18 protein-coding genes are annotated in these 23,416 nt (G+C 59.8%); 11 read left to right on the forward strand and 7 right to left on the reverse strand.

The annotated features are described in order from the left end of the window. Window positions 1-4 precede the first annotated feature (4 nt). The 4 genes from smc (at window position 5) to ACPF7Z_RS05935 (ending at window position 7,648) form a co-directional block, all read left to right on the forward strand. Window positions 5-3,499, forward strand: coding sequence for a chromosome segregation protein SMC (gene smc, locus ACPF7Z_RS05920; protein WP_425192263.1), 3,495 nt, complete (start codon window positions 5-7; stop codon window positions 3,497-3,499). A 195-nt stretch (window positions 3,500-3,694) separates the two neighbouring features. Beyond that, complete coding sequence (gene zipA / locus ACPF7Z_RS05925) at window positions 3,695-5,197, forward strand: cell division protein ZipA (RefSeq protein WP_425192265.1); 1,503 nt, start codon at window positions 3,695-3,697, stop codon at window positions 5,195-5,197. Window positions 5,198-5,321: 124 nt separating this feature from the next. Further along, window positions 5,322-7,388: an NAD-dependent DNA ligase LigA gene (ligA, locus tag ACPF7Z_RS05930; protein ID WP_425192266.1), complete on the forward strand. Its 2,067-nt coding sequence runs from the start codon at window positions 5,322-5,324 to the stop codon at window positions 7,386-7,388. After that, window positions 7,385-7,648 carry a YheU family protein gene (locus ACPF7Z_RS05935; protein ID WP_425192268.1) on the forward strand — a complete coding sequence of 88 codons (264 nt, stop codon included), beginning with the start codon at window positions 7,385-7,387 and terminating at the stop codon, window positions 7,646-7,648. Before ligA ends, ACPF7Z_RS05935 begins: the two co-directional genes overlap by 4 nt. A 126-nt stretch (window positions 7,649-7,774) precedes the next feature. Here the strand turns inward: ACPF7Z_RS05935 and mnmC are convergent, their stop codons facing one another. The 5 genes from mnmC to ACPF7Z_RS05960 all read right to left on the reverse strand — a co-directional run bounded on the left by mnmC (window position 7,775) and on the right by ACPF7Z_RS05960 (window position 13,531). Beyond that, window positions 7,775-9,823: a bifunctional tRNA (5-methylaminomethyl-2-thiouridine)(34)-methyltransferase MnmD/FAD-dependent 5-carboxymethylaminomethyl-2-thiouridine(34) oxidoreductase MnmC gene (mnmC, locus tag ACPF7Z_RS05940; protein ID WP_425192269.1), complete on the reverse strand. Its 2,049-nt coding sequence runs from the start codon at window positions 9,821-9,823 to the stop codon at window positions 7,775-7,777. Window positions 9,824-9,985: 162 nt separating this feature from the next. After that, window positions 9,986-11,167, reverse strand: a complete 1,182-nt coding sequence (locus ACPF7Z_RS05945; RefSeq protein WP_425192271.1) for an acetate/propionate family kinase — start codon at window positions 11,165-11,167, stop codon at window positions 9,986-9,988. A gap of 273 nt (window positions 11,168-11,440) precedes the next feature. Continuing rightward, the gene (locus tag ACPF7Z_RS05950; RefSeq protein ID WP_425192272.1) at window positions 11,441-12,622 is read right to left on the reverse strand and encodes an acetate/propionate family kinase; all 1,182 of its coding nucleotides are present in this window, start codon (window positions 12,620-12,622) and stop codon (window positions 11,441-11,443) included. A gap of 10 nt (window positions 12,623-12,632) precedes the next feature. Further along, the gene (locus ACPF7Z_RS05955; RefSeq protein ID WP_425192274.1) at window positions 12,633-12,932 is read right to left on the reverse strand and encodes a YciI family protein; all 300 of its coding nucleotides are present in this window, start codon (window positions 12,930-12,932) and stop codon (window positions 12,633-12,635) included. 41 nt (window positions 12,933-12,973) lie between these two features. Then, window positions 12,974-13,531: a septation protein A gene (locus tag ACPF7Z_RS05960; RefSeq protein ID WP_425192275.1), complete on the reverse strand. Its 558-nt coding sequence runs from the start codon at window positions 13,529-13,531 to the stop codon at window positions 12,974-12,976. A gap of 92 nt (window positions 13,532-13,623) precedes the next feature. Here ACPF7Z_RS05960 and ACPF7Z_RS05965 point away from each other — a divergent pair, with 92 nt between their 5' ends. Both ACPF7Z_RS05965 and ACPF7Z_RS05970 read left to right on the forward strand, forming a co-directional pair. Beyond that, complete coding sequence (locus ACPF7Z_RS05965; RefSeq protein ID WP_425192276.1) at window positions 13,624-14,511, forward strand: PHP domain-containing protein; 888 nt, start codon at window positions 13,624-13,626, stop codon at window positions 14,509-14,511. 70 nt (window positions 14,512-14,581) lie between these two features. Beyond that, window positions 14,582-15,202, forward strand: a complete 621-nt coding sequence (locus ACPF7Z_RS05970) for an L-threonylcarbamoyladenylate synthase (protein WP_425192277.1) — start codon at window positions 14,582-14,584, stop codon at window positions 15,200-15,202. 49 nt (window positions 15,203-15,251) lie between these two features. On the opposite strand, the gene ACPF7Z_RS05975 is transcribed toward ACPF7Z_RS05970, so the two are convergent. Together ACPF7Z_RS05975 and ACPF7Z_RS05980 are read right to left on the reverse strand one after the other, a co-directional pair. Further along, window positions 15,252-16,121 (reverse strand): ion transporter, encoded by an 870-nt coding sequence (locus ACPF7Z_RS05975; RefSeq protein ID WP_425192296.1) that lies wholly within the window; start codon window positions 16,119-16,121, stop codon window positions 15,252-15,254. Between the two features lie 45 nt (window positions 16,122-16,166). Then, window positions 16,167-17,024: a CYTH domain-containing protein gene (locus ACPF7Z_RS05980; RefSeq protein ID WP_425192278.1), complete on the reverse strand. Its 858-nt coding sequence runs from the start codon at window positions 17,022-17,024 to the stop codon at window positions 16,167-16,169. A 98-nt stretch (window positions 17,025-17,122) separates the two neighbouring features. Between ACPF7Z_RS05980 and ACPF7Z_RS05985 the strand changes: the two genes are divergently transcribed. The 5 genes from ACPF7Z_RS05985 (at window position 17,123) to ACPF7Z_RS06005 (ending at window position 23,360) form a co-directional block, all read left to right on the forward strand. Beyond that, window positions 17,123-17,803, forward strand: a complete 681-nt coding sequence (locus ACPF7Z_RS05985) for a TIGR00153 family protein (protein ID WP_425192279.1) — start codon at window positions 17,123-17,125, stop codon at window positions 17,801-17,803. A gap of 65 nt (window positions 17,804-17,868) precedes the next feature. Next, window positions 17,869-19,137 carry an inorganic phosphate transporter gene (locus ACPF7Z_RS05990; RefSeq protein ID WP_425192280.1) on the forward strand — a complete coding sequence of 423 codons (1,269 nt, stop codon included), beginning with the start codon at window positions 17,869-17,871 and terminating at the stop codon, window positions 19,135-19,137. An 82-nt stretch (window positions 19,138-19,219) separates the two neighbouring features. After that, on the forward strand, window positions 19,220-20,533 hold the full coding sequence (gene argA / locus ACPF7Z_RS05995; RefSeq protein ID WP_425192281.1) for an amino-acid N-acetyltransferase: 1,314 nt from the start codon (window positions 19,220-19,222) through the stop codon (window positions 20,531-20,533). 791 nt (window positions 20,534-21,324) lie between these two features. After that, window positions 21,325-22,821: a sensor histidine kinase gene (locus ACPF7Z_RS06000; protein ID WP_425192282.1), complete on the forward strand. Its 1,497-nt coding sequence runs from the start codon at window positions 21,325-21,327 to the stop codon at window positions 22,819-22,821. Between the two features lie 5 nt (window positions 22,822-22,826). Continuing rightward, complete coding sequence (locus tag ACPF7Z_RS06005) at window positions 22,827-23,360, forward strand: hypothetical protein (protein ID WP_425192283.1); 534 nt, start codon at window positions 22,827-22,829, stop codon at window positions 23,358-23,360. Window positions 23,361-23,416: the final 56 nt, after the last annotated feature.

Below are 23,416 nucleotides of genomic sequence, written 5' to 3' on the forward strand. Positions count from 1 at the left end.
ACCCATGCGTTTGACGTCGATCCGGCTTGCCGGTTTCAAGTCCTTTGTCGATCCCATGACGGTCCCCTTCGATGGCAACATGACCGCCATCGTCGGTCCCAACGGCTGCGGCAAGTCCAACGTCATCGACGCCGTACGCTGGGTGATGGGTGAATCCTCGGCCAAGACCCTGCGCGGCGAGTCGATGACGGATGTCATCTTCAATGGCTCCACCGGGCGCAAGCCGGTGGGCCAGGCCTCCATCGAGCTGTTCTTCGACAACCGCGACGGCAGCATGGGGGGGGCCTACGCGCAATACGCCGAAATTGCGGTCAAGCGGGTGGTGACTCGCGACAGCCAATCGAGCTATTTCTTCAACAATCAGAAATGTCGCCGTCGCGATATCGCCGATCTGTTCCTGGGCACCGGTCTGGGTCCGCGCTCCTATGCGATCATTGGTCAGGGAATGATCTCGCGCTTGATCGAGGCACGCCCGGAAGAGTTGCGCTCGACCCTCGAAGAAGCCGCCGGCATCTCCAAGTACAAGGAACGCCGCCGCGAGACCGAAAATCGCATGCGTCGCACCCAGGAAAATCTCGAGCGTCTCGACGACATTCGCGAAGAGCTCGACAAGCAGCTCGAACGCTTGAAGCGCCAGGCCGAGGCGGCACGACGCTACCAAACCCTGAAAAGAGAAGAGCACCGGCTCAAGGGCGAGCTTGCACTGTTGCGTGGTCGGGGACTAAGAGCGCAGCAGGGTGAACAGGAAAGTCGTGTGCGCGAACTGGAAACCCAGGTCGAGCGCGAAATTCTGGGCAGCCGACAGTGCGAGCGCCAGCTCGAGGAATCGCGCCAGGAACATGACCGGCTGGCGGAACAGCTCGAGACCCATCAGGCGCGCTTCTACGAGACCGGTGCCGCCATCGCGCGTCTCGAGCAGCATCTGGAGCATGCCAGAAGCCAGGAGCAGCGTCTTGCCCGGGAACTGGAGTCGGCGCGGCGCGAACTAAGCGAACTCGATCGTTTGGGCGAAGAGGACGATGCCCGGCTTGTCAGTCTCGATGAGCGCCTTGAAGCGCTTGAACCCGAGCAGGAAGAGACCGCCGATACCCTGGCGGAACTCGATGCCGCACTGGAAGAGGCCGAACAGGCGTTTGAGGAAGCTCGGGAGCGTTGGGAAACCTTCAGCGAGCAGGACCGCGAGACAAGCCGCGAGGCGGAGCGGGCCCAGGACAACGTGCGCCATCTTGAACAGCAGCTACAATCTCTGACGGATGATAGTCTGCGTCGTCGCCAGCAATATGATGAATTGCCGGAACAGAGCGAGCTGCGCGAGCGCCGCGAAGAACTTGGCGAGCAGTTGGCCGAGATCGATCTGCAACTCGAGGAGATTGAAGTACGTCGCGAAATGTTGCAATCCGAGCGCGGCGAGACCCGCGAGAGGTTGGTAGACGCCGAAGCGGCCCGCGAAGCGGCCCGCCAGCAGCGTAGCCAGTTGCAGGGAGAGCTGGCCTCACTGGAGGCGCTACTCGCGGCGAGCCTGAGCGACGGCGGCCATGCGCTTGATACGCTGCTCGAACGACATGGGTTGGCATCGACGCCGCGGCTGGCCGAACGAATGCGTGTCGACCCGGCCTGGGAACAGATGGTGTCCTGGGTATTGGGCCCTTGGCTCAATGCACGCCTTGTCCCGGAGTTGCAGCGTCAGGTGCTCGCGGATTCACTGGGCGGTGATGAACTGGCACTGCTCACCGATGCGGAGCATCCGGCGCCCGCCCTCAGCCTGGCCGCTCAGGTCGATGGTGCCGGAGCTGCCGGTCGGCTACTGGCCACTATCCATTGCGCCGATAGCCACGCCGAGGCCTGGACGCGTCTTGAGACGCTGGCACCGGGCGAGAGCGTAATGACTGCGGATGGCCTCTGGCTGGGCCAAGGCTGGGCTCGTCGCCATGGTACTGGCGACAATGCCGATAGCGTCATGACCCAACAGCGGCGCCGCGATGAGGTCATGCATGCTCTCGAGAGCGCCATGAGTGGGCTCGATGAACACGAGCGTCAACTGACAGACGCCCAGGCCCGTGAGTCTGATATCGAGGCCTCCCTCGAACAATGCCGGGGCGACGAGCGGAATCGCCAGCAGCAGCGTCAGCAACTGGCCTTGCAGGAAGCCAATCTTGCGTCGCGACTGGAGCATGTCGATGCACGCCGCCGCGATCTCGATGCAGAGCTTCAGGACATCGACAAACGCCATGAAGCATGCGCCCGGGAGCTGGAGCAGGCTCGGGAGCGTTGGCAGCGGGCGATGACGGCGCTCGAGCAGAGCAGCCAAGGGCGCGAGGATCTCGAGCGAGAGCGCCGCGAGACGCAAGAGGCTCTTGCCAGCCTGCGGGCTCGGCAGCGCCCCCTGCAGGAGCGGGGGCAGCAACTGGCGCTGGAGTACCAGCGTCTGACCACGGAGCGTAACGGCCTCGTTCAACAGAGTGGCCGCAGCAACGAAACGCGCACGCGCCTCGAAGAGAAGTGCGCCGAGCTCGAGGAGCAGCGCGAGGTACTGCGTGAGCCCGAAGAGGAAAGCCGGGAGCAGCTCGATGAACTCCTGCATCGACGCTCGAAGGAAGAGCAGGCGCTCACCGCCTGTCGCGACGAGGCGCAACAACTTGCCGAGCGCCTGCGTGAAACCGAAATTGCGCGTCAGCAGCACGAACGCAACCTGGAAGGTATCCGTAGTCGGCTCGAGGAAGCGCGCATGCAGGTTCAGGCGCTCAGGCTCAAGGCCGACGGTCAGGACGAGGCCCTGGGCGAGCTAGGACTCGATGCCCAGGAACTCGAGTCGTCCCTCGATCCCAACGCTACCGAGTCGGCCTGGCAAACGCGCCTTGAAGACGCCGGCGACAAGCTGCGGCGTCTGGGGGCCATCAACCTTGCAGCAATTGAGGAATATGACCAGCAGGCGGAGCGTCGGAACTATCTCGAGGGTCAACATGCTGAACTGAGCGAAGCGCTGGAGACACTGGACCGGGCCATTCGCAAGATCGATCAGGAAACGCGGACACGTTTCAAGCAGACATTCGATCAGGTCAACCAGGGGTTTTCGCACCTTTTTCCCAAGGTCTTTGGTGGTGGTAGCGCATGGTTGACGCTGACCGGGGAGGACTTGCTGGAAACCGGTGTGGCGATAATGGCCCGACCGCCGGGTAAGAAGAACAGCACCATTCATCTGCTTTCCGGAGGCGAAAAGGCGCTGACTGCCTTGGCGTTGGTCTTCGCGATCTTCCAACTCAATCCGGCGCCTTTCTGCATGCTTGATGAAGTGGATGCACCCTTGGATGATGCCAATGTCGGTCGTTATGCGGCACTGGTGAAGGATATGTCAGATTCTGTACAATTCATCTATATCACGCATAATAAGATCGCTATGGAAGCTGCGGATCGATTGATGGGCGTGACCATGCAGGAGCCAGGCGTTTCGCGTCTTGTGTCGGTGGGTGTCGAAGAAGCGGCGGCCTTGGCAGAAGCATAGAAAACTTGCACAAAAAGGCTAAAAGGGTTAACAACGCTTTTAGCGATAGGGTTGGGGACAAATGAAGGGCGATTGCGTCGGGCCAAAGAAAAACTTGACATTTAAAAAAACTAGCCCATTTTCTCGGCAATCGCGTTATGCTATCGGACACATAAATCATAGGCATGGCGCCTTAGCAAACAGGCAAGACGATCCATGGAACTAAGAGAGTGGTTGATTATCCTGGGGCTGGTACTCGTGACCATCATCGTCGTCGATGGTGTGCGTCGCTTGCAGCGTCAACGCAAAGTGCCCCGGCTCGATCACGCCGAACGACGTGAGGAACGCGAAGACGGCACTGCGGTCAGCCAGGCCGAAGCAGATCCCGAGGCCGCCGCGCGTGCTGCCGAGGTCAACTGGGAGTTGCCCAACGGCGGCGCCCGGGTGGTCAAGCCGGCGACTCAACCGACGGTCGCACCCAAGCCCAAGCTTCAGCGCCAGGAGCACCCTGGACCGTCAAAGGTCTTTTCACGCATGGCCCAGGAACAGGAACAAGAACAGGCACAGGAAAAGCCGTCCACACGTTCTGCTCCGCCCTTGCGCGCCGCTCACAAGACTCACTCACGGCCCACACCACAACCGGCCGAGTCTGAACAGGCCGAGGCGCCACGCTCCGCATCTCGCGCCGAGTCCGAGCAGCAAGGCGAAGCACGTTCTGCGACGCGTCCGATTGCGACAGACGATACTCCGCAAAAACAGGCGCAGCCTCAGCCGAGCCGTCCCACCTACGAGACGTTTTCATCCGTCGGTGAGGAGTCCGAGCAAAGCACCTTCAGCCGAGCCGGCATGGCTGCAGCGCTGCGTAGTGGAGGCCAGCGCGTCTCACAATCGATGCAGCGAATGTCGTCGGCGTTTCAGCGTCATGACGAACCGTCGTCGCCGCATCGCGAACCTTCGCTAGGAGCCACTGCGGATTTTGCGGCGGAGGCGCCTGAACGTCCCAGCGACGTGCACAGCGATATTTCACCGGTCGAGGACGATCGCCAGAGCGTCGCCGCAGCTGACGCTGGCGGTCCGCAGGCTGAGTTCGAAAACGAATTTTCCGACCCGGCTCGATCCGACTGCGAACCAGCTGCCGTGCATCAGGCCGACGACGCCACCTCGATGGACGCGTCAGAGGATGAGCGCATAGCGTCACATCCGGTCTCGCATCCCGTCGTTGAAAAGGCACGGCGGCATCATGTCAGTGCTCAGCGTGCCCGGGAGAGCCTGGCTCATGCCGAAGAGATCATTGTCATCAGCGTGATGGCGCGTAACGAGGAAGGCTTTGCGGGCCCAGATCTGCTTAATCTGATGCTGGCCTGCGGGTTGCGTTACAGTGAGATGGGTATCTTCCTGCGTCATGAGACGGAAGAGCCTGATAGTGAGTTGCAGTTCGCCATGGTCGATGTGATCAAGCCGGGGGTTTTCGACCTCGAGACCATGGATGATTTTGCCACGCCGGGCGTGACTTTCCTGATGCCGCTGCCCGCGGCCATGGACGCCGCTGCCGCTTTCGAGGCGATGGTGGAAACCGCCATGGTGCTGGTGCGCAACTTGGGCGGTGAGTTGAAGGACGAGAACCGTAGCGTCATGACCGCACAAACCGTCGAATTTGCGCGGCAGCGCGTGCAGGAATTCGGTCGTCGGCACCGGTTGCATCGTTATCAGGCCAACTGATTCTCTTAACTGGATTTTCTTGGATGTTGCATCGACGGGGCCGTTAAGGCCCCGTCTTCTTTTGCGACGATCCTACGGCCCGCCTTACAATGCGGTTTTTGCCGCTTCGAGACCCGCGACTCGCATGAGCCAGAAGACCCCCAAGACCGCTGAGCTTCACGACGAGGTTGCGCGCCTGCGCGCCGAACTCGACGAGGCCAATTATCGTTATTACGTCCTTGATGACCCTACACTGACCGACGAGGATTACGATCGTCGCCTGCGTCGCCTTCAGGAGCTCGAGTCTCAGCACCCTGATCTGGTGACGCCGGACTCTCCGACTCAGCGTGTTGGTGCCGCCCCCGCCGAAGGGTTTCCAGAAGTCCAGCACGCCGTACCGATGCTTTCCCTGGACAATGCCTTTAACGAAGAGGAAATCGCCGCCTTCGTCAAGCGCGTCAATGAGCGTCTGGAACGTAATGACGATGACCTGGCGTTTTGCTGCGAGCCCAAGCTCGACGGCCTGGCGGTGTCCCTGGTCTACGAGCAGGGTGTGCTGATCAGCGGTGCGACCCGGGGTGATGGCCGCACCGGTGAGGGCATTACCTCCAATCTGCGCACCCTGCGTTCGATTCCGCTCAAGCTACGCGGCGATTCGATCCCGCAACTGATCGAGGTTCGTGGTGAAGTCTATATGCGTCACTCCGGCTTCGAGACGCTCAATGCTCGCGCTCGGGAGGAGGGCAGCAAGGTATTCGCCAACCCGCGCAATGCCGCGGCGGGCAGCCTGCGTCAGCTCGATCCTCGTATCACTGCGCAGCGACCGCTGGAATTCTGTGCCTACCAGGTCGCGCGTATCGACGACGACGAAGTGGCAATGGCTCATTCGGCTTATATGGCGCGATTGCGTGAGTTCGGTTTTCGTACCCATCCGGAGCTTGCGCTGGTCGAGGGCAGTGCCGCACTACTCGAGTACTGCCGTCGCCTGGGCGAGAAACGCGATCACCTGGATTACGATATCGATGGGGCGGTCATCAAGGTCGATGACTTGCGTCTGCAGCGCGAACTGGGCTTCGTCGCTCGTGCACCACGATGGGCCATTGCCTACAAGTTTCCGGCCCAGGAACAAACCACTCGGCTCAAGGACGTGGAGTTCCAGGTCGGGCGTACCGGTGCCATTACACCGGTGGCGCGGCTCGAACCGGTCACCGTGGCCGGTGCCCTGGTCTCGAACGCGACGCTGCACAATCAGGATGAAATCGCACGGCTCGGCGTGATGATCGGCGATCGGGTGGTCATTCGTCGTGCCGGCGACGTGATCCCCCAGGTAGTGCGGGTCATGGAAGACGAGCGGCCTGACGATGCTCGGGTGATCGAGTTTCCCATGCACTGCCCGGTCTGTGGCTCCGAAGTCGAGCGCGTTGAAGGCGAGGCGGTGGTACGCTGCCCGGCGGGGCTTTTCTGTGCGGCCCAACGCAAGGAGGCGATCAAGCACTTCGCTAGCCGTCGTGCGCTGGATATCGACGGGCTCGGGACCAAACTGATCGATCAACTCGTCGAGCGCGAGTGGGTCAAGACACCTGCGGGGCTGTTTCATCTCGGGGCAGAGGAGCTAGCCGAGCTACCACGCTTGGGCAAGAAGTCGGCGGACAATCTGATCGCCGCTCTTGAGAAGTCTCGCCATACAACCTTGCCCCGCTTCATCTATGCGCTGGGCATTCGTGAGGTAGGTGAGGCGACGGCGGGTAATCTGGCCCGGCATTTCGGCACCCTGGAGGCGCTGATGCGGGCCGAGCTTGTCGATCTCGAAGCCGTCGAGGATGTCGGCCCGGTGGTCGCCGCGCATGTGTATAACTTCTTTCAGGAGCAACACAATCGCGAGACCGTCGATCAATTGATTGATGCCGGGGTGCAATGGGAAGAAACCGAAGTGAGTGTTCGCCCTCAACCGTTGATCGGGCAGACCTGGGTGCTTACCGGCACGCTCGAGAGCATGACCCGGGACGAAGGTAGGGCGCGGCTTCAGGCGTTGGGCGCCAAGGTCTCGGGAAGTGTCTCAAAAAGGACCGCCGGCGTAGTCGCCGGCCCTGGAGCGGGCAGCAAGCTAGCCAAGGCCGAGGAACTGAACGTCGAGGTGCTCGATGAAGAGGCTTTTCTGACTCGGCTGGCAGGTTGGGAGAGCGGCGACGGAGAGAAGGGAGAGGCGTCATGAGCCGATTCGTGGAAGTGCCCTATCGCATGCTCCCGGGTGAGACGCTCGATGCGCTGCTGGAGACCTTTGTCACCCGGCAGGGGTATGACACCACCGACACGGGAGAGGGCATGTCCGGCTGGGTAGCGGAACTCAAGCGTCAGCTCGAGCGCAGCGAGCTGCTGGTCGTCCACGACCTGCAGACCGAATCTACCGAGATCATGACCCTGGCCCAGTGGCGGGCCTTTGGGCGGGATCTGGCAGACGATGAGGAAGATTAGGCTTCGCCTAAAAAGTACCTGCGCTCGTCTATACGGCGTTAAAAATTAACTCAAGATGCTCATTTACTTCAGTAAGCTCCGCTATTTCGTCAATTTTTGCCTTGTCTAGCCTTCGCTCGCTGACTTTTAAGGCGAAGCCTTGTGGCTGCGCATGATCTCGGCGATCAAACGCCGCCCGGGGTGCAGATGATCCACGAGTTCGCGCTCCAGCGGCATGGGCTCGTTGCAGATGTGCGAGGCCAGCACCTCGGCGCATAGAGGCGCGCTGGCGAGTCCGCGGGAACCGTGGGCGGCGCTGATCCAAAGGCCGGGGTGATGCTGGCCGGCAACGGCCGGGGCGCGTCGTGCATTCTTCTGTAATGCAGCGTAATCCCAGCGCCAGGTCGGCGCATCCGGCACCGGGCCCGCATAGGGCGACTTGTCCGGGCTGGCGGCCCGCAGGCTGGCGCGACCCGTTAACTGCGCCGGGTCAAATTCGACACCGCTGGCGCGCAATGTCTCGCTATAGGCGGGTAGCATTCGTTCGAATTCCGCCAGATTGGTGGCGCTGTCCGCTTCACGCAGCTTGCGCCCGGTATCGCCTGGGGCAAAGGTGGCCCCGAAAGACTGCACGCCCTCCAACATCGGTAGGGCGTAACCACCGGCGCAAACCACTTGCTTGAGCGGTAAAGGGGGATGGGTCGAATCCGACGATAGATGCAGTTCGCTGACCTGACCGCGTATCGGCTTCAATGGCAGCCAATCAAGGGGTGCAAAGTTAGGCGCCTGCCAGGCATTGGCGACCACGACTTGATCGACGGACAGAGTGTCTCCATCCGCCAGTTCAAGCCTCCAGCCATCTTCACGATGTTCAAGCCTCGTGACCTCGGCCCGACGAAAGACAATGCCCGGGCGTTCAGCGAGCCGCTTACACAAGGCTGCCGGACGTACCCAGCCGGCACCCGGATAGTCCAGCCCGCCCTGGGCCAAGGCAACGCCGGCGCGCTGGCTGGCTTCCTCCGCAGTGACGCCTTCGACGACGCTTTTAGGCAGCGCATGATTGTTCAGGAAGGTGGTCTGACGTCGGGCTTCCTTCTCGCTCAGCGCCAACTGCAGCACACCACAATCGTTCCAGAGCTGTCGTTTGGGATCGAGGCGTTCGAGCAGGCGCCGGGTATACAGCAGCCCCGCCAGGTAGAAGCGGCTCTGCGGGTTAGTCTCGGCGGCCAACTTGACGTAGAGCGCGCCTTGCCGGTTGCCGGAGGCGCCGGCGCCGGGTGCGTCCCGATCGAGCAGCGTGACTCCTACACCGCGTCTTGCCAGCGCCTCGGCGGTGCTGGTGCCGGCCAATCCCGCCCCGATCACGGCGATGTGCCGGGCTGTTCGCGTGGGTGGCGGCGCAAACCAGGGAACTTGCTTGCGTGAGATATCCATTGGCGGTGTGGCGATATGGCCGCACAGCATTTCACGTTTACGCCCAAATCCCGGCACTTTTTCCCACTCGAAGCCCGCTGCTTTGAGACCACGCTTGACGATGCCGGCACAGGTGAAGGTAGCGAAGGTGGCGCCGGGTTGGCTATGGCTCGCCATGGCCTGGAATAGCGCTGGTTGCCAGTTGTCAGGATTTTTCGAGGGGGCGAATCCATCGAGAAACCAGGCATCGACACGTCCATCCAACTGCATTAGACGCTCGCTGCTGTCGCCGAAGTGCAGATCCAGGGCCACTCGCTCGGACAATATCAGACGGTGTACGCCGCTGACCGGTTCGGGCCATTGGTTCACGAGCGCGCGCGCCCGCTTGGTGAATTCGGGCCAGGCGGTCAGGGCACGCTTCAAGTCTTCGCGAGTGAGAGGATATCGTTCGGTGGAAATCAGATGCAGCCGTGCACCCCGAGGTGCATGAATATCGAAACAGGCCCAAGCACACAGCATGTTCAGACCGGTACCGAAACCGGTCTCGCCAATGACGAAAGGGCGCGTATCCTGCCAGGCGGCGAAGCGTTCGGGTAACCGATTGCCCTGCAAAAACACATGCTCCGTCTCGGCGCGGCCATCTTGACGCGAGAAGTAGACATCGTCGAAGACAAGCGAATGCGGTGTCTCGGACATGTCCTCGGCTTCGGTCCATTCCAGCCGAGCACTTTCCAGGGCCGTTAGCTCAGAGAGTTGAGCGGATGGCGAAAGGCAATCGTCCAAAGCGGCATCTCCCATAGCGCGCATGCTCAAGAATTGAACAACAACGCCGAGCCCACGCAAATCATGGCCCGGCGCGAGTGATCCGCTGACTTTCAACAGACTTACTCACAGCCATTGTGGGTAAGCCTCGTTGATTGGTGACGGGAGACCGAGTCCTCTTGATTACGCGGTGACCGACATTTCCTCATACGCCAGGGCGCGGGTGTGTTCAGCGATGATACCTTCTTCATCCGTGGGGATGACAAAAACCGGGAGGTCGCTGTCTTGGGTGCTGATGCGCACCGCCCCCGCGGTGTTGGCCGCAGGATCGAGGCGCATACCCAGCCAGGCAAGCTTCTTGATTACTTCGTCACGGATCAGGGGCGAATGTTCGCCGATGCCCGCGGTGAAGACCAGACCATCCAAGCCACCCATCTGGGCGACGAGAGCCCCCACCTGCGAGACAATGCGATAGACGAAGAGATCGATGGCCTCGCGGGCATGTGGATCATCGCTGTCCACCAGGTCGCGCATGTCGTCGCTGATACCGGAGATGCCCAACAAGCCGGACTCACGCCGCAGCATCAACTCCACTTCCTGAGCGTTCATACCCTGATGTCGCAGTAGATGCAGGATGACACCGGGATCGACACTGCCGCAACGCTTGCCCATCATCAAGCCGTCCAGCGCAGTGAAGCCCATGGTGGTGGCGACGCTACGCCCCTCGTGAATGGCACACAAACTGGCCCCGTGCCCCAGGTGTGCGACGATGAAACGGCCGTTGGCTTTTTCGCCGGCATGGCGCGGTAACACGCTGGCGATGTACTCGTAGGAGAGACCATGGAAGCCATAGCGCAATATGCCTTCATCAGCGAAACGTCGTGGCAGGGCGAACAATTGAGCGACGCGGGGCTGGCTGCGATGAAAGGCGGTATCGAAGCAGGCGACCTGGGGAATATCAGGCCAGGTATCGCGAATGGCATGAATGCCGCTCAGATTATGCGGTTGATGACCGGGTGCCAGTTCGCTCAGGCTATGCATCGTCTCCAGCGCCTCATCGTCGATCAGGACGGGGCCATCGAATTCGCGCCCGCCGTGCACCACGCGATGGCCCGCCGCCACGATGTTCAGCGATGGCATTTCATGACGTAGGCGCTTGAGCATCCAGCGAATCAGCGGGCCGTGCGTCTGGGGCATGCCCTCGCCCAAGGACATGCGCTCACCTGCTGCGCTTCCCAGTTTGGCCTCATAGAGCGCCGCACCACCGATACCGGTGATGCACCCCTTCCAGAGTGGGGCGCCAGGGGTGGCGTAGGGATAAGCCGCGGCCTTGACGGAAGACGACCCGGTGTTAAGAACAAGCATGACATCGATCATTGACAGAACCTTGCAGCGATGGACGAAAAATGTCGCGGCGCGCAATGATGAAAAGAAGAATAAGGTCGACACCGCAGTCGATTAGCATGGTAAAGGATATGGACTATTATACAAAGGTCGAATAAAGACCCTAAGCATGGCCATATCGAGGCAATGCCGTTGACTTTATGTTAGGACGCTAATTAATTCGTAAAGTTCCTCTACCAACTCTGACAGGGGGGCGTCTGTAGAGGCTGGTAAAGGACGAGGGGTTGGGCCGCGTTAAGCGGCCGTATTGATCAAAAGACGGGTGTGACGAGCAATGACGTTTTCCTCGTCGGTGGCGATAACGTGAACCGGCACGTTACTGGTCGCAGCACTGATGCAGGACGCACCCTGAGCGTTGGCCTGATCGTCGATTTGTATGCCCAGCCAGGCCAGGCCTTCCAGGATGCGCGCACGAATCTGCGGCGAATGCTCTCCGATCCCTGCGGTGAAGACCAGGCCATCCAATCCTTTCAGCTGCGCGATGAGCGCCCCGATCTGAGAAAGGGCGCGATAGACAAACAGCTCCACCGCATCCTTTGCCCGTGCCTCATCGTTGTCCACTAGATCGCGCATGTCATCGCTGATACCTGATATGCCCAGTAGCCCCGACTCATGGCTGAGCAGCGAGGCGACGCGTGGCAGGCTCATGCCGCGATCCCGCAGTAAATAGAGCACTACGCCCGGATCGATATCACCGCAGCGCTTGCCCATCACCAGGCCATCCAGGGCAGTGAAGCCCATGCTGGTGGCGATGCTCTTTCGATTGCGCATGGCGCAAAGACTCGCTCCATGGCCTAGATGAGCGACGATGATGCGACCCTTGGCACGCTCACCCAGATACTCGGGTAGCACACTGGCGATGTATTCATAGGACAGGCCATGAAAGCCGTAACGCAACACCCCTTCCTCGGCTAGCTGATAGGGCAGGGCAAAGAGTTGTGCGATCCGCGGCTGGGTGCGATGAAAGGCGGTATCGAAGCAAGCCACCTGAGGGATGTCAGGCCAGATCTCGGTGACGGCCTGAATGCCCACTAGGTTGTGGGGCTGGTGGCTGGGTGCCAGGGGACTGAGGCCGTGTAGTTCTTCCAAGACCGTATCGGTTACACGTACCGGCGCGCTGAAATGCTTTCCACCATGCACGACACGATGCCCTGCCGCCACGACCTTGAATGTCGGCTGCTCCCGTTGCAAATGGTGCAATAGCCACTCGATCAAGGGCTTGTGTTCCTGCACGACCTCCGCCGGCACGGGGATTCGCTCATGAGTTCGACCATTCGAGCGGGATTCGTACATCGCGGTACGGCCGATACCATCGATCTCGCCCTTCCACAGCGGTGGCTTATGCTCGGTCAGCGCGTAAGCCGCCATCTTGATCGAGGAAGAGCCGGTATTGACTACAAGAACCACGTTCGTCATGGAGTTGGCCTCAGGGTAATACTTTCTTGAACGGTTTCACCGTCACCTTGGCGTAGACACCGGCAGCGACGTAAGGGTCCGCATCGGCCCAGGCGCAGGCGGCGTCCAGATCATCGAACTCTGCAATCACCAAGCTGCCACTGAAGCCCGCATCTCCCGGTGATTCGGTGTCGATGGCAGGATGCGGGCCGGCAATCACCAGGCGCCCCTCGTCGCGCAGTGCTTCGAGCCGCGCCAGATGATCCGGGCGGGCGCTTTGGCGCTTTTCCAGACTGTCATTCACGTCTTCACTGATGATGGCGTAGAGCATGGTACGTGTCCTTGTGTGATAGTGAGTCGAAATGAAGAAGCTCAGCGACCCCCACTCCCGGACTTGGACTGAACCAGCATGTGACGGCTAAGATAGACTCCTTGGGCCAGCACGAATACCAAGGTCAGGCCAAGCATGCCAAAGAGCTTGAAGTTGACCCAGGTGGCCTCGCTAAAGGTCTTGAAAACGTAGACGTTGAGCACCGCCATGGCCAGGAAAAAAACTGCCCAGGCGAGATTCAAGCGGGTCCAGATCGTCGTCGGTAGGCTGATGGCTTTGCCCATCATACGCTGGGCCAGGGTCTTGCCGCCGAACAGGGGTGAAAGAAGAAAGGCCAGGGCAAACAAGGCATTGACCACGGTAGGCTTCCATTGAATGAAAGCGGCGTCGTGAAACGCGATCGTGGCGCCGCCCAGCAGAATCAATAGCCCCAGGGTGATCAGGTGCATCTTCTCGAGTCTTTGATAACGCCACCAGATGAACGCCATCTGGGCCAGTGTGGTGGGAATCAGCACCAGCGTGGCCAGCACGATGTCGCCACTCAGATGATAGACCGCGAAGAAGATCGCAATCGGAAGAAAGTCCAGCAGCAGCTTCATGACAGTATCCTGTAATAGGAGGCGCCATTGACCCGGAGTGGCAGGGCGCGCACCATATCGCTCCTATTCTGACAAAGACGCCGGGTGGCGTCATGCCCACGATGTCACTTCCCGAGAGTCTCGAGTCGGTTTCCGGTCTCGATCTGCACATGCACTCCACCGCCTCGGACGGCGCGCTGTCGCCCAGCGCGCTGGTTGACCTTTGCCATGCCCGAGGCGTGACCCATATGGCGCTGACGGATCATGACACCTTGAATGGTGTCCCGGAAGCCAGCATCGCGGCGGCACGGCTGGGAGTGCGCTTGTTGCCCGCCACGGAGCTCTCCGCCCAATGGCGGGGTATGACGATTCATGTGGTAGGGCTGTTACCTACTGGCGCAAGCGCTACGATGGAGGAATCGCTGGCGATCCAGGCCGAGGCGCGGGTAACGCGCAGTGAAGAGATCGCTCGTCGTCTCGAAGCGGTGGGCCTTGATGATGCTCTGGCCCGTGCACGTAAGCAAGCCGGCAGCGAGCGTCCCCTGGGGCGGCCTGATTTCGCCCGGGCCCTGGTGGAAGCCGGCGTGGTGCCGGATATGGCTGCGGCTTTCAAGAAACACCTCGGCGCGGGTAAGCGCGGTGACGTCAAGGCGCACTGGCCTTACCTGAGTAGCGTGATCGGTTGGATTCGTGAAAGCGGAGGTGTGGCGGTGCTGGCGCATCCATTGCGTTATGGTCTGACCCGGCGCAAGCGCGGGCTGCTATTGGATGCCTTTGCCGAGGCGGGGGGCGAAGCGGTGGAACTGATCAGCGGCTTTCAGAATCCGGATGTCACGCGCGATTTGGCGCGTCAGCTTCTGGAGCGCGGACTCTATGGTTCCCTGGGCAGTGATTTTCATTTCCCGGGTGGCCATCTGGCGCCGGGCAGCATGAGTCTCGCCCCTCGGAGCGATCTGCCGCCGGTGTGGTGTCATCCACGAATGCGCGACTTTGCTGGCTGAATTTGTATAACCAGATAAGCTAGTCAATAAGTGCTATGCGAACCCCTCGTCAACACTGTCAGGAGAGGTTATGACCCAGTTCTTCCAGATTCACCCTGAAAACCCTCAGAAACGTCTGATCGATCAGGCCGTCTCCATCATCCGTCAGGGCGGTGTGATCGCCTATCCCACCGACTCGGGGTATGCCCTGGGCTGTCATCTGGGCGAAAAGAAGGCCATCGAGAAGATCAAGTGGCTGCGTTCGCTGGACGACAAGCACAATTTTACTTTGGTGTGTTCCGATCTTTCCGAGATCGGCACCTATGCCAAGGTCGATAACGACGCCTTTCGTCTGCTCAAGAACAATACCCCCGGTCCCTACACCTTCATTCTGGATGCCACCAGCGAAGTGCCGCGGTTGTTGTTGCATCCCAAGCGCCGTTCCATCGGCGTGCGGGTGCCGGATCACCGCATCACTCATGAGCTGCTCGACACCCTGGGCGGCCCCTTGATGAGCGTGACGCTGATTCCGGTGGGTGAAGAGCTGCCGATGACCGATGCGGAGGAGATTCGTGAGCGTTTCAGCGCGCATCTCGAGCTGATCATCGATGGTGGCGCCTGCTCACTGGAACCTACCAGCGTGATCGATTTGCGCGAGATTCCGCCGGTCATCCTGCGCGAAGGCCGGGGCGATACCTCTCCCTTTCGTTGAATGCCTCTTGGTTGTGGAAATGCCGCTCCGCTGGGCGGCATTTTAGCGACTAGCCGGTAGGTGTGGCGGACGCTTGCTCATCATCGTGCTTTTTCTTGCGCGGATCCTCGCTTTCTTCGTCGAGCCAGGCACCGCAGCGCTTGCAGTAGCGCGCATCGCGCTCGTGCCCTTCATGGCCGCAGCCGGGGCAGGCCTCGTCGGAATAACGCTGCTCCCGGATCGAGCGCATCATTTCGGCGGAAAAGACCCCGGTCGGCACGGCGAGGATGGCATAGCCCATGATCATGACCACGGACGACAGGAACTGCCCTAGGGGTGTCAGCGGCGTGATATCGCCGTAGCCCACGGTGGTCAGGGTCACGATGGCCCAGTAGATCGCCCGCGGGATGCTGGTGAAGCCTGCCTCGGGCGGCTCGATCAGATAGATCATCGAGCCGAAGATGATCACCAGCATCAGCACCGTGGACAAAAACATCAGGATCTTGCGCGAACTGCGGCGCAGCGATTGCAGCAGGATCTTGCCTTCGCCCAGAAACTCCATGAGCCGCAGTACACGAAAGACCCGCAGCACGCGCAGGATCCTCACCACCAGTAGCGACTGGGCGCCGGGTATGAGCAGGCTCAGCCAGGTCGGCAGAATCGATAGCAGGTCGATGACGCCATAAAAGCTTTTCAGATAGCGCAGCGGACGATCCAGACAGTAGAGCCTCAGCGCCAGCTCGAGAGTGAATATCACGGTGAAGCCCCATTCCATCCCGAGAAACAACGCTCCGTAGCGTGCATGCAGAGATGCCACGCTATCGAGCATGACAATGGCGACACTGATCAGGATCAGACTGATCAGTGCGATATCGAAACTCTTGGCGAGTCGCGTGTCCGACTCGAAGATGAGCTGGAACAGCCAGGTGCGCAGATCCATGCCGCCAGGACGTAACGGAGATGGCAAGATCGGACTCCTCGTGAATCAAAGTGTCTGTTGCAGGCCCAGGCTGTGCCGCCCAAAGCTGGTGGTCAGCCAGTCAGGATGCGTCAAGGCGCTCGCCAGAGCACTTGCGTGACGCTGCTGCGCGATACTCAACTGTCTGTCACTGGCTAGGCCATGATATGTGTCGCGAGCCTTTTCCAGGAAGCATCGTTCTTCGGTATCGCGGTAGATATCGAGCAGGCGTAAGGCATGATCGGCCCGGGTGCGGAGGCTCTCGTCGGGAGGCTGAAGTGGCCAGTGGCCTTTGTCCAACGCCATGCCGCGTTCGGCCTTGCTGGCAATGGACGGGCGCAGCGGCACCCGTTCGGCAAGCCCCTTCGCCAATTGCCACAAGGCACCGGGCTGCCCGCGCTTGAGCTCCAGTTCCAGCTCGTTGATGGCGATGCTGCGTCCGTTAGCGCGGATTTCACCCTGATCCAGGGCAGCCTCGATGGTGGCGTCCTCGGTCTCGAGCAGCCAGCGGCAGCGTTCGAAATCCGTGACAAAGCGCGGTTGGAGCGCTTCGAGGACAGCGTCGTCCAGGGCTTGAATGGGCGGCAAGTCGGCCAGGCCGATCAGATCCAGGCCATCATCGCCAATCTTCCATTCCCATTCGCCACGGCTGGAAAGTCCCCCGGACCCGCGGCCGGCGGTCTTGAGTGTCTGTAGCCGGTGTTCCGGGGTGCGACGAACACGCAAGGCGATCCGGGCGGTCTCTAGTGCACCCTGGGCAGTGTCGTAATAGGTATTGGACAGCCACTCGAGCTTCATTGGGAGTTCGATGAGTAGTTCATGTCGCGGCAGACAAGATGCGGCGACATTGCCAAGTGCCAGCTTGAGTTCGATTTCTTCGGCCATCAGGCTATCCTGTTGAGACGCTCGAATGAAATTTCATGACGTTGCACGATGCAATCACTATACTATCGACGCCATTCCCAACCCATGACAGTCTTTATATGATGACGTCCAATCCGTTTTCAGCGTTGTTCGGGCGCTCGCCCTTTCAGCCGTTATTGGCGCATATCGTCAAGACCAGTGAGTGCGCCGATCAGTTATTGCCCTTCTTCGATGCCGCGCTGGCGGGCAACTGGGAAGAAGCTGCCCAGCACCGCGAGAAGGTGACCGCTCTCGAGAACGAGGCGGACGAGCTGAAAACCCAGTTACGCCTCAATCTACCTAACACCCTGTTTCTGCCGGTATCGCGCTCGGATCTACTTGAACTGATCAGCGTGCAGGACAAGATCGCCAATCGGGCCCGGGACATCACCGGCATCATGCTGGGACGTTCCATGCAGATCCCCGAGCCCTTGGCGACACCGATGCGCGGCTATCTGGAGATCGCACTGGCGGCCGTGGCCCAGGCGCGCAAGGCACTGGAAGAGCTCGAGTCGCTACTCGAATCCGGCTTCGGTCGCAATGTGGCGCAACTCATGGAAAACCTGATTCGCGACCTGCACGATCTCGAGCATCAAGCGGATGCTCAGGAAATCGCCATTCGTCGTCAACTCTTCGATCTCGAAGACGATCTGCCGCCCGTGGATGTGATGTTTCTCTACAAGATCATCGACTGGATCGGGGATCTTGCCGATCGCGCCGAGCGCGTTGGCAGTCGACTACAGATACTCACTGCCCGCTGAATCCACGTCCCGTCGCGGTTACGTGGATTCGCTCATGAACGCCACCCAAAAACGAACGGCTGCCCATGTTTATCATTGAGCAATACGGTGACGTATTCATCATTCTTGCCTGTATCTTCGGTTTCTTCATGGCCTGGGGGGTTGGTGCCAACGATGTGGCTAACGCCATGGGCACCTCCGTCGGATCCAAGGCCATCACCATCAAGCAGGCGATTCTGATCGCGGTAATCTTCGAATTTCTGGGGGCCTGGCTAGCCGGCGGCCAGGTCACCGAGACCATTCGCAAAGGCATCATCAACCCCGAACTCCTCGTGGATGATCCGCAACTGCTGGTCTATGGCATGCTGGCCTCGTTGCTGGCAGCGGGCTTATGGCTGTTGATCGCCTCGGCCCGCGGATGGCCGGTGTCGACCACCCATTCCATCGTCGGCGCCATTGTCGGTTTCGCCGTGGCCGGGTTGGGAGTCGATGCCGTCGGCTGGGGCAAGGTTGGTCAGATTGCCGCCAGCTGGGTAGTGTCGCCAGTGCTGGCGGGTACCTTCGGCTTCGTCCTGTTCAAGTCGGTGCAGTTGCTGATCTTCGAGAGTCGGGACCCTTTCGCGGCGGCCAAGCGCTATGTGCCGGCGTATATCTTTCTGGTGGGTTTTATCGTCGCCATGGTGACGCTGGTCAAGGGGCTATCCCATGTGGGGCTGAATCTGAGCTTTGCTCAAAGCCTATTGCTCGCCACCGGTATCGGTTTGACGATCATGCTGTTGGGCATCGGGCTCGAGAACCGGATCAATCGCACCAAGGGCGCCAAGAACGGTGATTTTCAATTCTCCAGCGTCGAGCGCGTCTTCGGCGTACTGATGATGTTCACCGCCTGCGCCATGGCGTTTGCCCATGGGTCCAACGATGTCGCCAATGCCGTCGGACCACTGGCCGCGGTGATCAGCGTGGTGCGCACCCACGGCGAGATAGATGGTGCGGCAATTCTGCCCTGGTGGGTGCTGGTATTGGGGGGCGCGGGTATCGTTGTCGGTCTGGTGACCTATGGGCACCGCGTGATTGCAACCGTCGGTACCGGCATCACCGAATTGACACCGAGCCGTGGTTTCGCCGCCACCCTGGCGGCGGCCACCACCGTGGTCCTGGCCTCGGGAACCGGGTTGCCGGTTTCCACCACCCATACCCTGGTGGGCGCAGTGCTGGGGGTGGGCTTGGCGCGCGGTATGGCGGCGCTCAACCTGCGGGTGCTCGGCACCATCATTCTGTCCTGGCTGATTACCTTGCCGGCCGGCGCCATGTTGGCGATCCTGTTCTTCTTCATGTTCAAGGGCATGTTCGGCTGAGACATTCTGAGGCATAAGGGGAGGCAGCGGCTCTGTTATAGTGCTTCGCCTGGTTCGGTTTTCCTGCGATCGGGGACAGGTCTTGAATACACATTTTCCCTTCGTCGAGTGGTTTCGTAATTCGTCGCCTTACATCAATACGCATCGTGGGCGTACCTTCGTCATCCTGATCGAAGGCGACGCCATGATCGACGAGCGTGGCGAACAGCTGATCCAGGATCTGGCCCTGTTGCATACCCTCGGGGTGCGTCTGGTGCTGGTCTACGGTATTCGTCCTCAGGTCAGCCAGGTGCTCGAGGAATCGGATATCGCGCCACAACGCTATGAAGGACGCTGGGTAGCCGATCAAGTCATCATGGCGTGTGTCGAGCGCGTGGCGGCACAGCAGCGATTGTGGCTGGAGGCGCGTTTTTCTCTGGGCCTGCCCAATACACCGCTGCACGGTGTCGAGCTCGTCGCGGTGTCCGGTAATCTCGTCATGGCCAAACCCCTGGGAGTGCGTCGAGGCATCGACTTCGATCGCAGTGGCGAAGTGCGCCGGGTGCGTAAAAGTGCCATCGGTGCGCTGCTCGAGCGGGAAGCCTTGGTGGTGCTACCACCGCTGGGATTCTCGAGTACCGGCGAAGTGTTCGATCTGGATGCCTCTGAAGTGGCCCAGCACGCTGCCATCGCGCTCAAGGCCGATAAGCTGATCCTGCTGGGAGACGCCGATGGGCTGCATGATGCAAGCGGTCGGCTGCAGCGTCAGCTGTCCCCGGACGAGGCGGAGCCCTTGCGTGCTGCCGCTGCCCCGGGCAGCGAACTCGCGCGGCACTTGAGTGCCGCCTGCGAGGCGGCGCGCCACGGCGTAGGTCGTACCCACCTGTTGCCTTGGCACAATCATGATGCGCTGCTGGGTGAGCTATTCACTCGAGACGGGGTGGGAACGATGATCACCCAGCACCGTTATGAGCAGCTGCGTCCCGCTGAACTGCGCGACATTGCCGGTTTACTTGAGCTGCTGCGGCCACTGCAAGAACACGACGTTCTGATCGAGCGCTCCCGGGAACGACTCGAACAGGAGATCGACGACTATCTGGTCATCGAGCGTGATGGCATGATCATTGGCTGCGCCGCGCTGCATTTGTTTCCCGATACCGCCATGGGTGAGCTCGCCTGTGTTGCCGTCCATGCCGATTATCGTGGCAGCGCCCGGGCGGAATTATTGCTCGCCGAGGTAGAGCGGCGTGCTCGGCGGCGTGGACTCGAGGCATTGTTCGCTCTGACGACCCATACCGCTCACTGGTTCATCGAGCATGGCTTCGTTCACTCCCGCATCGAGTTATTACCGGCGCTTAGACGCGATGCCTACAACCATGCTCGAAAATCCAAGATTCTGCTCAAGCAGATGAATTGAAACGCACTTTCTGAAATATCCTTTTGCTGTCGCTAGTCAGATACTCGCTAACCACCTGTTTTTGATCGAAACATTCGGCACAATGAATTGCTCGTTGCCGTTTAGAGACGTAATGAATGTGCCTCGCGTCCCTTTTTATCCATGAACGCAGTTATTCGCTTATAGGGTTATTTGAGAAGAAATATAACCTTTTGTTTTTTAAAGCATATAGGGGTTATTGGCATGCCTATCGCAACATGTTACGTGAGCGGCAGGAATAGATCGAAGCATTTAGCTCATTTCCTGTTTGGTCAATCGAAAGCATGACCCCTTGGGCTTGTTCTTTCAGATTGGCAAATGCGTTTGCTCCACGCGATGTGTGACTCAAGTTGCGATGAGATGGGTACCGCCGTTACGGCATGGAAAGGTACCTTTTGGGCAAGGAGGCCCGGCACGGACGCCATTCCCCCGTGAGGGGGATCAATTTGGATACGACGCCCAGGCGGCGCATCAAAGAACGAAGCACGGCGGTTCGCCGCTGACATTAAATCGCCAGTTCCTGTTAGACATTGACGCGATTTCATGGCTTCGGGTCCCTCGGGACCATCCGAGTTCTCGGCGATGTCTAAACAGGTAGGCATTCAAAGAGCACTCACTTGACCCTTCAGTTCCCTGCGTACCTTGGGCCGGCTTTTGTCGGCCCTCTTTTTTTGCGTTGTTTAGATGTCTACGACTTTGCTTGGCGGCAACTCTGGTATGCTATGCGGATAAGACTCATGATTTCGATCCTTTTTCTGCATAGAACCGTTGCCATGACCTCACAGGTCTCACGCCGCTGGCGTCCTCGATCATTATTGCAGCTGGTACTGCTGGCCTTCCTCGTAGTGATGCTGCCCATTGCCGTCCTGATGTTTCAGGCGGGGCAGGCGCTTTCGGAACTTTCCTATCTGGCTGATATCAGCGCGCGTCAGGCTGTCGAACAGACACGGCGTGCCCGGGCACTCTCCAATCTGGCGCTGGAAATGGAGCGCAGTGCTCGTCAGTATGCCGTGGTCGAGCAGCCCGGTCTGATGGAAATCTATGCCTCCAAGGTCGAAGAGTACGCAGCCTTACTCGAGGCCCAGCAGCGCCTGTTGCCTAATAATTCGGATATCGCTGTGCTGAGCGATCAGATCGAGGCACTGGCGATGCTGCCGACCATGACCGTTGAAGAAGTCAGCGAGAATCTGGACGGCTTCGCGAGTTTTGGTGAGCACACCAGCGCCGTGCGCGAGGCGACCAATCGCCAGATCGATAATCGTATCGAAAATATCAGCGCTCAGGCCGAGGAGGTGCAACGCCGGCTGTGGTTGCAGACCGCGGCCCTGGTGTCGGCAAGTCTCGCTCTGATGCTGCTGTTCACCTGGTTGATCATTCGCCCGATACGCCAGATCGAGCGGCGCATACTGACGCTGGGCAGCGGTATGGAACCTGCGTCGTCACATTTGATCCAAGGACCAGCGGAGTTGGTCAACCTGGGCGAGCGCCTGGATTGGCTGTCCGTACGCTTGAGTGAACTCGAGGCGCAGAAACAGCAATTTCTGCGTCATATGTCACATGAACTCAAGACACCGCTGGCCAGTGTTCGTGAAGGTACCAGCCTGCTCTCCGACGGCATCGTCGGTGAATTGACCCAGCGCCAGCTCGAAATCGTCGAATTGATCGATACCAGCGGACTGGAGTTGCAGCGACTGATCGAACAACTACTAGACTATAATCTGTTGCAGCACAATCAGACTGCCGACAACGAATGCTTCAATGTGGCCACCTTGATACAGGAGGTATTGGGCAAACATCAGCTGGCGCTAAGCAAGAAAGGCATGCAGGTCAGTGCATCGCGCTCCCCCATTGAATGGATGGCAGATCGTGACCGCACTGCACGAGTGCTGGATAATCTGGTGTCCAACGCTATCGCCTACGGCGAGGACGGGGGGCAGCTGGAAATACGCACAAGTCAACATGGTCCGACGTTGACAATTGACGTTGCCAATAGCGGTGAGCCGATCGATAGTGCCGACCGCGAACGACTATTCGAGGCCTTCTATCAGGGTCGTGCTCGGCGCAAGGGGCCAATCAAAGGTTCGGGTATCGGACTCTCCGTCGCGGCAGATTGCGCCCGGGCGCAACAAGGTCAGTTGACCCTGGCCGATGATGACACCCTGGCGGTATGTTTCCGCCTGACATTGCCCTGGAATGGGGGCGACGTCCTCGATAACGATAATTGGACGCAGCAGACGATGCTGACGCTCGATACGAACGCAAGGAATTGATGGGTATGAAACGAATACAGTTGCTGGCCGGCTTGCTGGCGGCCTCGCTTCTGGCGGGGTGCAATATACTGCCGGAAATGGCCGGGGCCGATTCGGCCCCAGAAGAATCGAACCAATGCTTATCCGACGTGCCCAGCCTGAAAAAGAGCGACTGCATGTTGAGCGCCTGGGTCGATTTCGGTCTGGCGGCTCAGCGTGCCGACCAGGAGTGGCGTGATCGGATTCTCGAGAGGGTCGAGGGCGACACCCCCAACAAGCGTCTGGCCCGAGCGGTGGTCTATTCCTGGTCGCGCCAGAGCCAATGGGACGATGCCGCGGAACTGCTCGAGGCCGACCTGTCGGCGGCACCCAGCGAGTTGCAGCCCCTGCTTCGGCAGTGGCTGAACGGTCTGGAGGCACGCAGGAAACTACTGGGAGACCTCTACAGAAGTGAAGCCTCTCGTCGCCAGGCGGTTCAGGAGCGCGATGATCTTGCCAAGAAACTCGATGCGCTAACGGCGATCGAAGAAAGTATCAATTCGCGAAACCAAACGCCCTAGGCTTTGTCTGAAAAGTCGACGAGCGATGATCAGACAAGGCAAAGATTGGCAAAAGA

It is taken from the genome of Halomonas sp. GXIMD04776, assembly GCF_049808615.1.
In the GTDB taxonomy this organism is placed as follows: domain Bacteria; phylum Pseudomonadota; class Gammaproteobacteria; order Pseudomonadales; family Halomonadaceae; genus Modicisalibacter.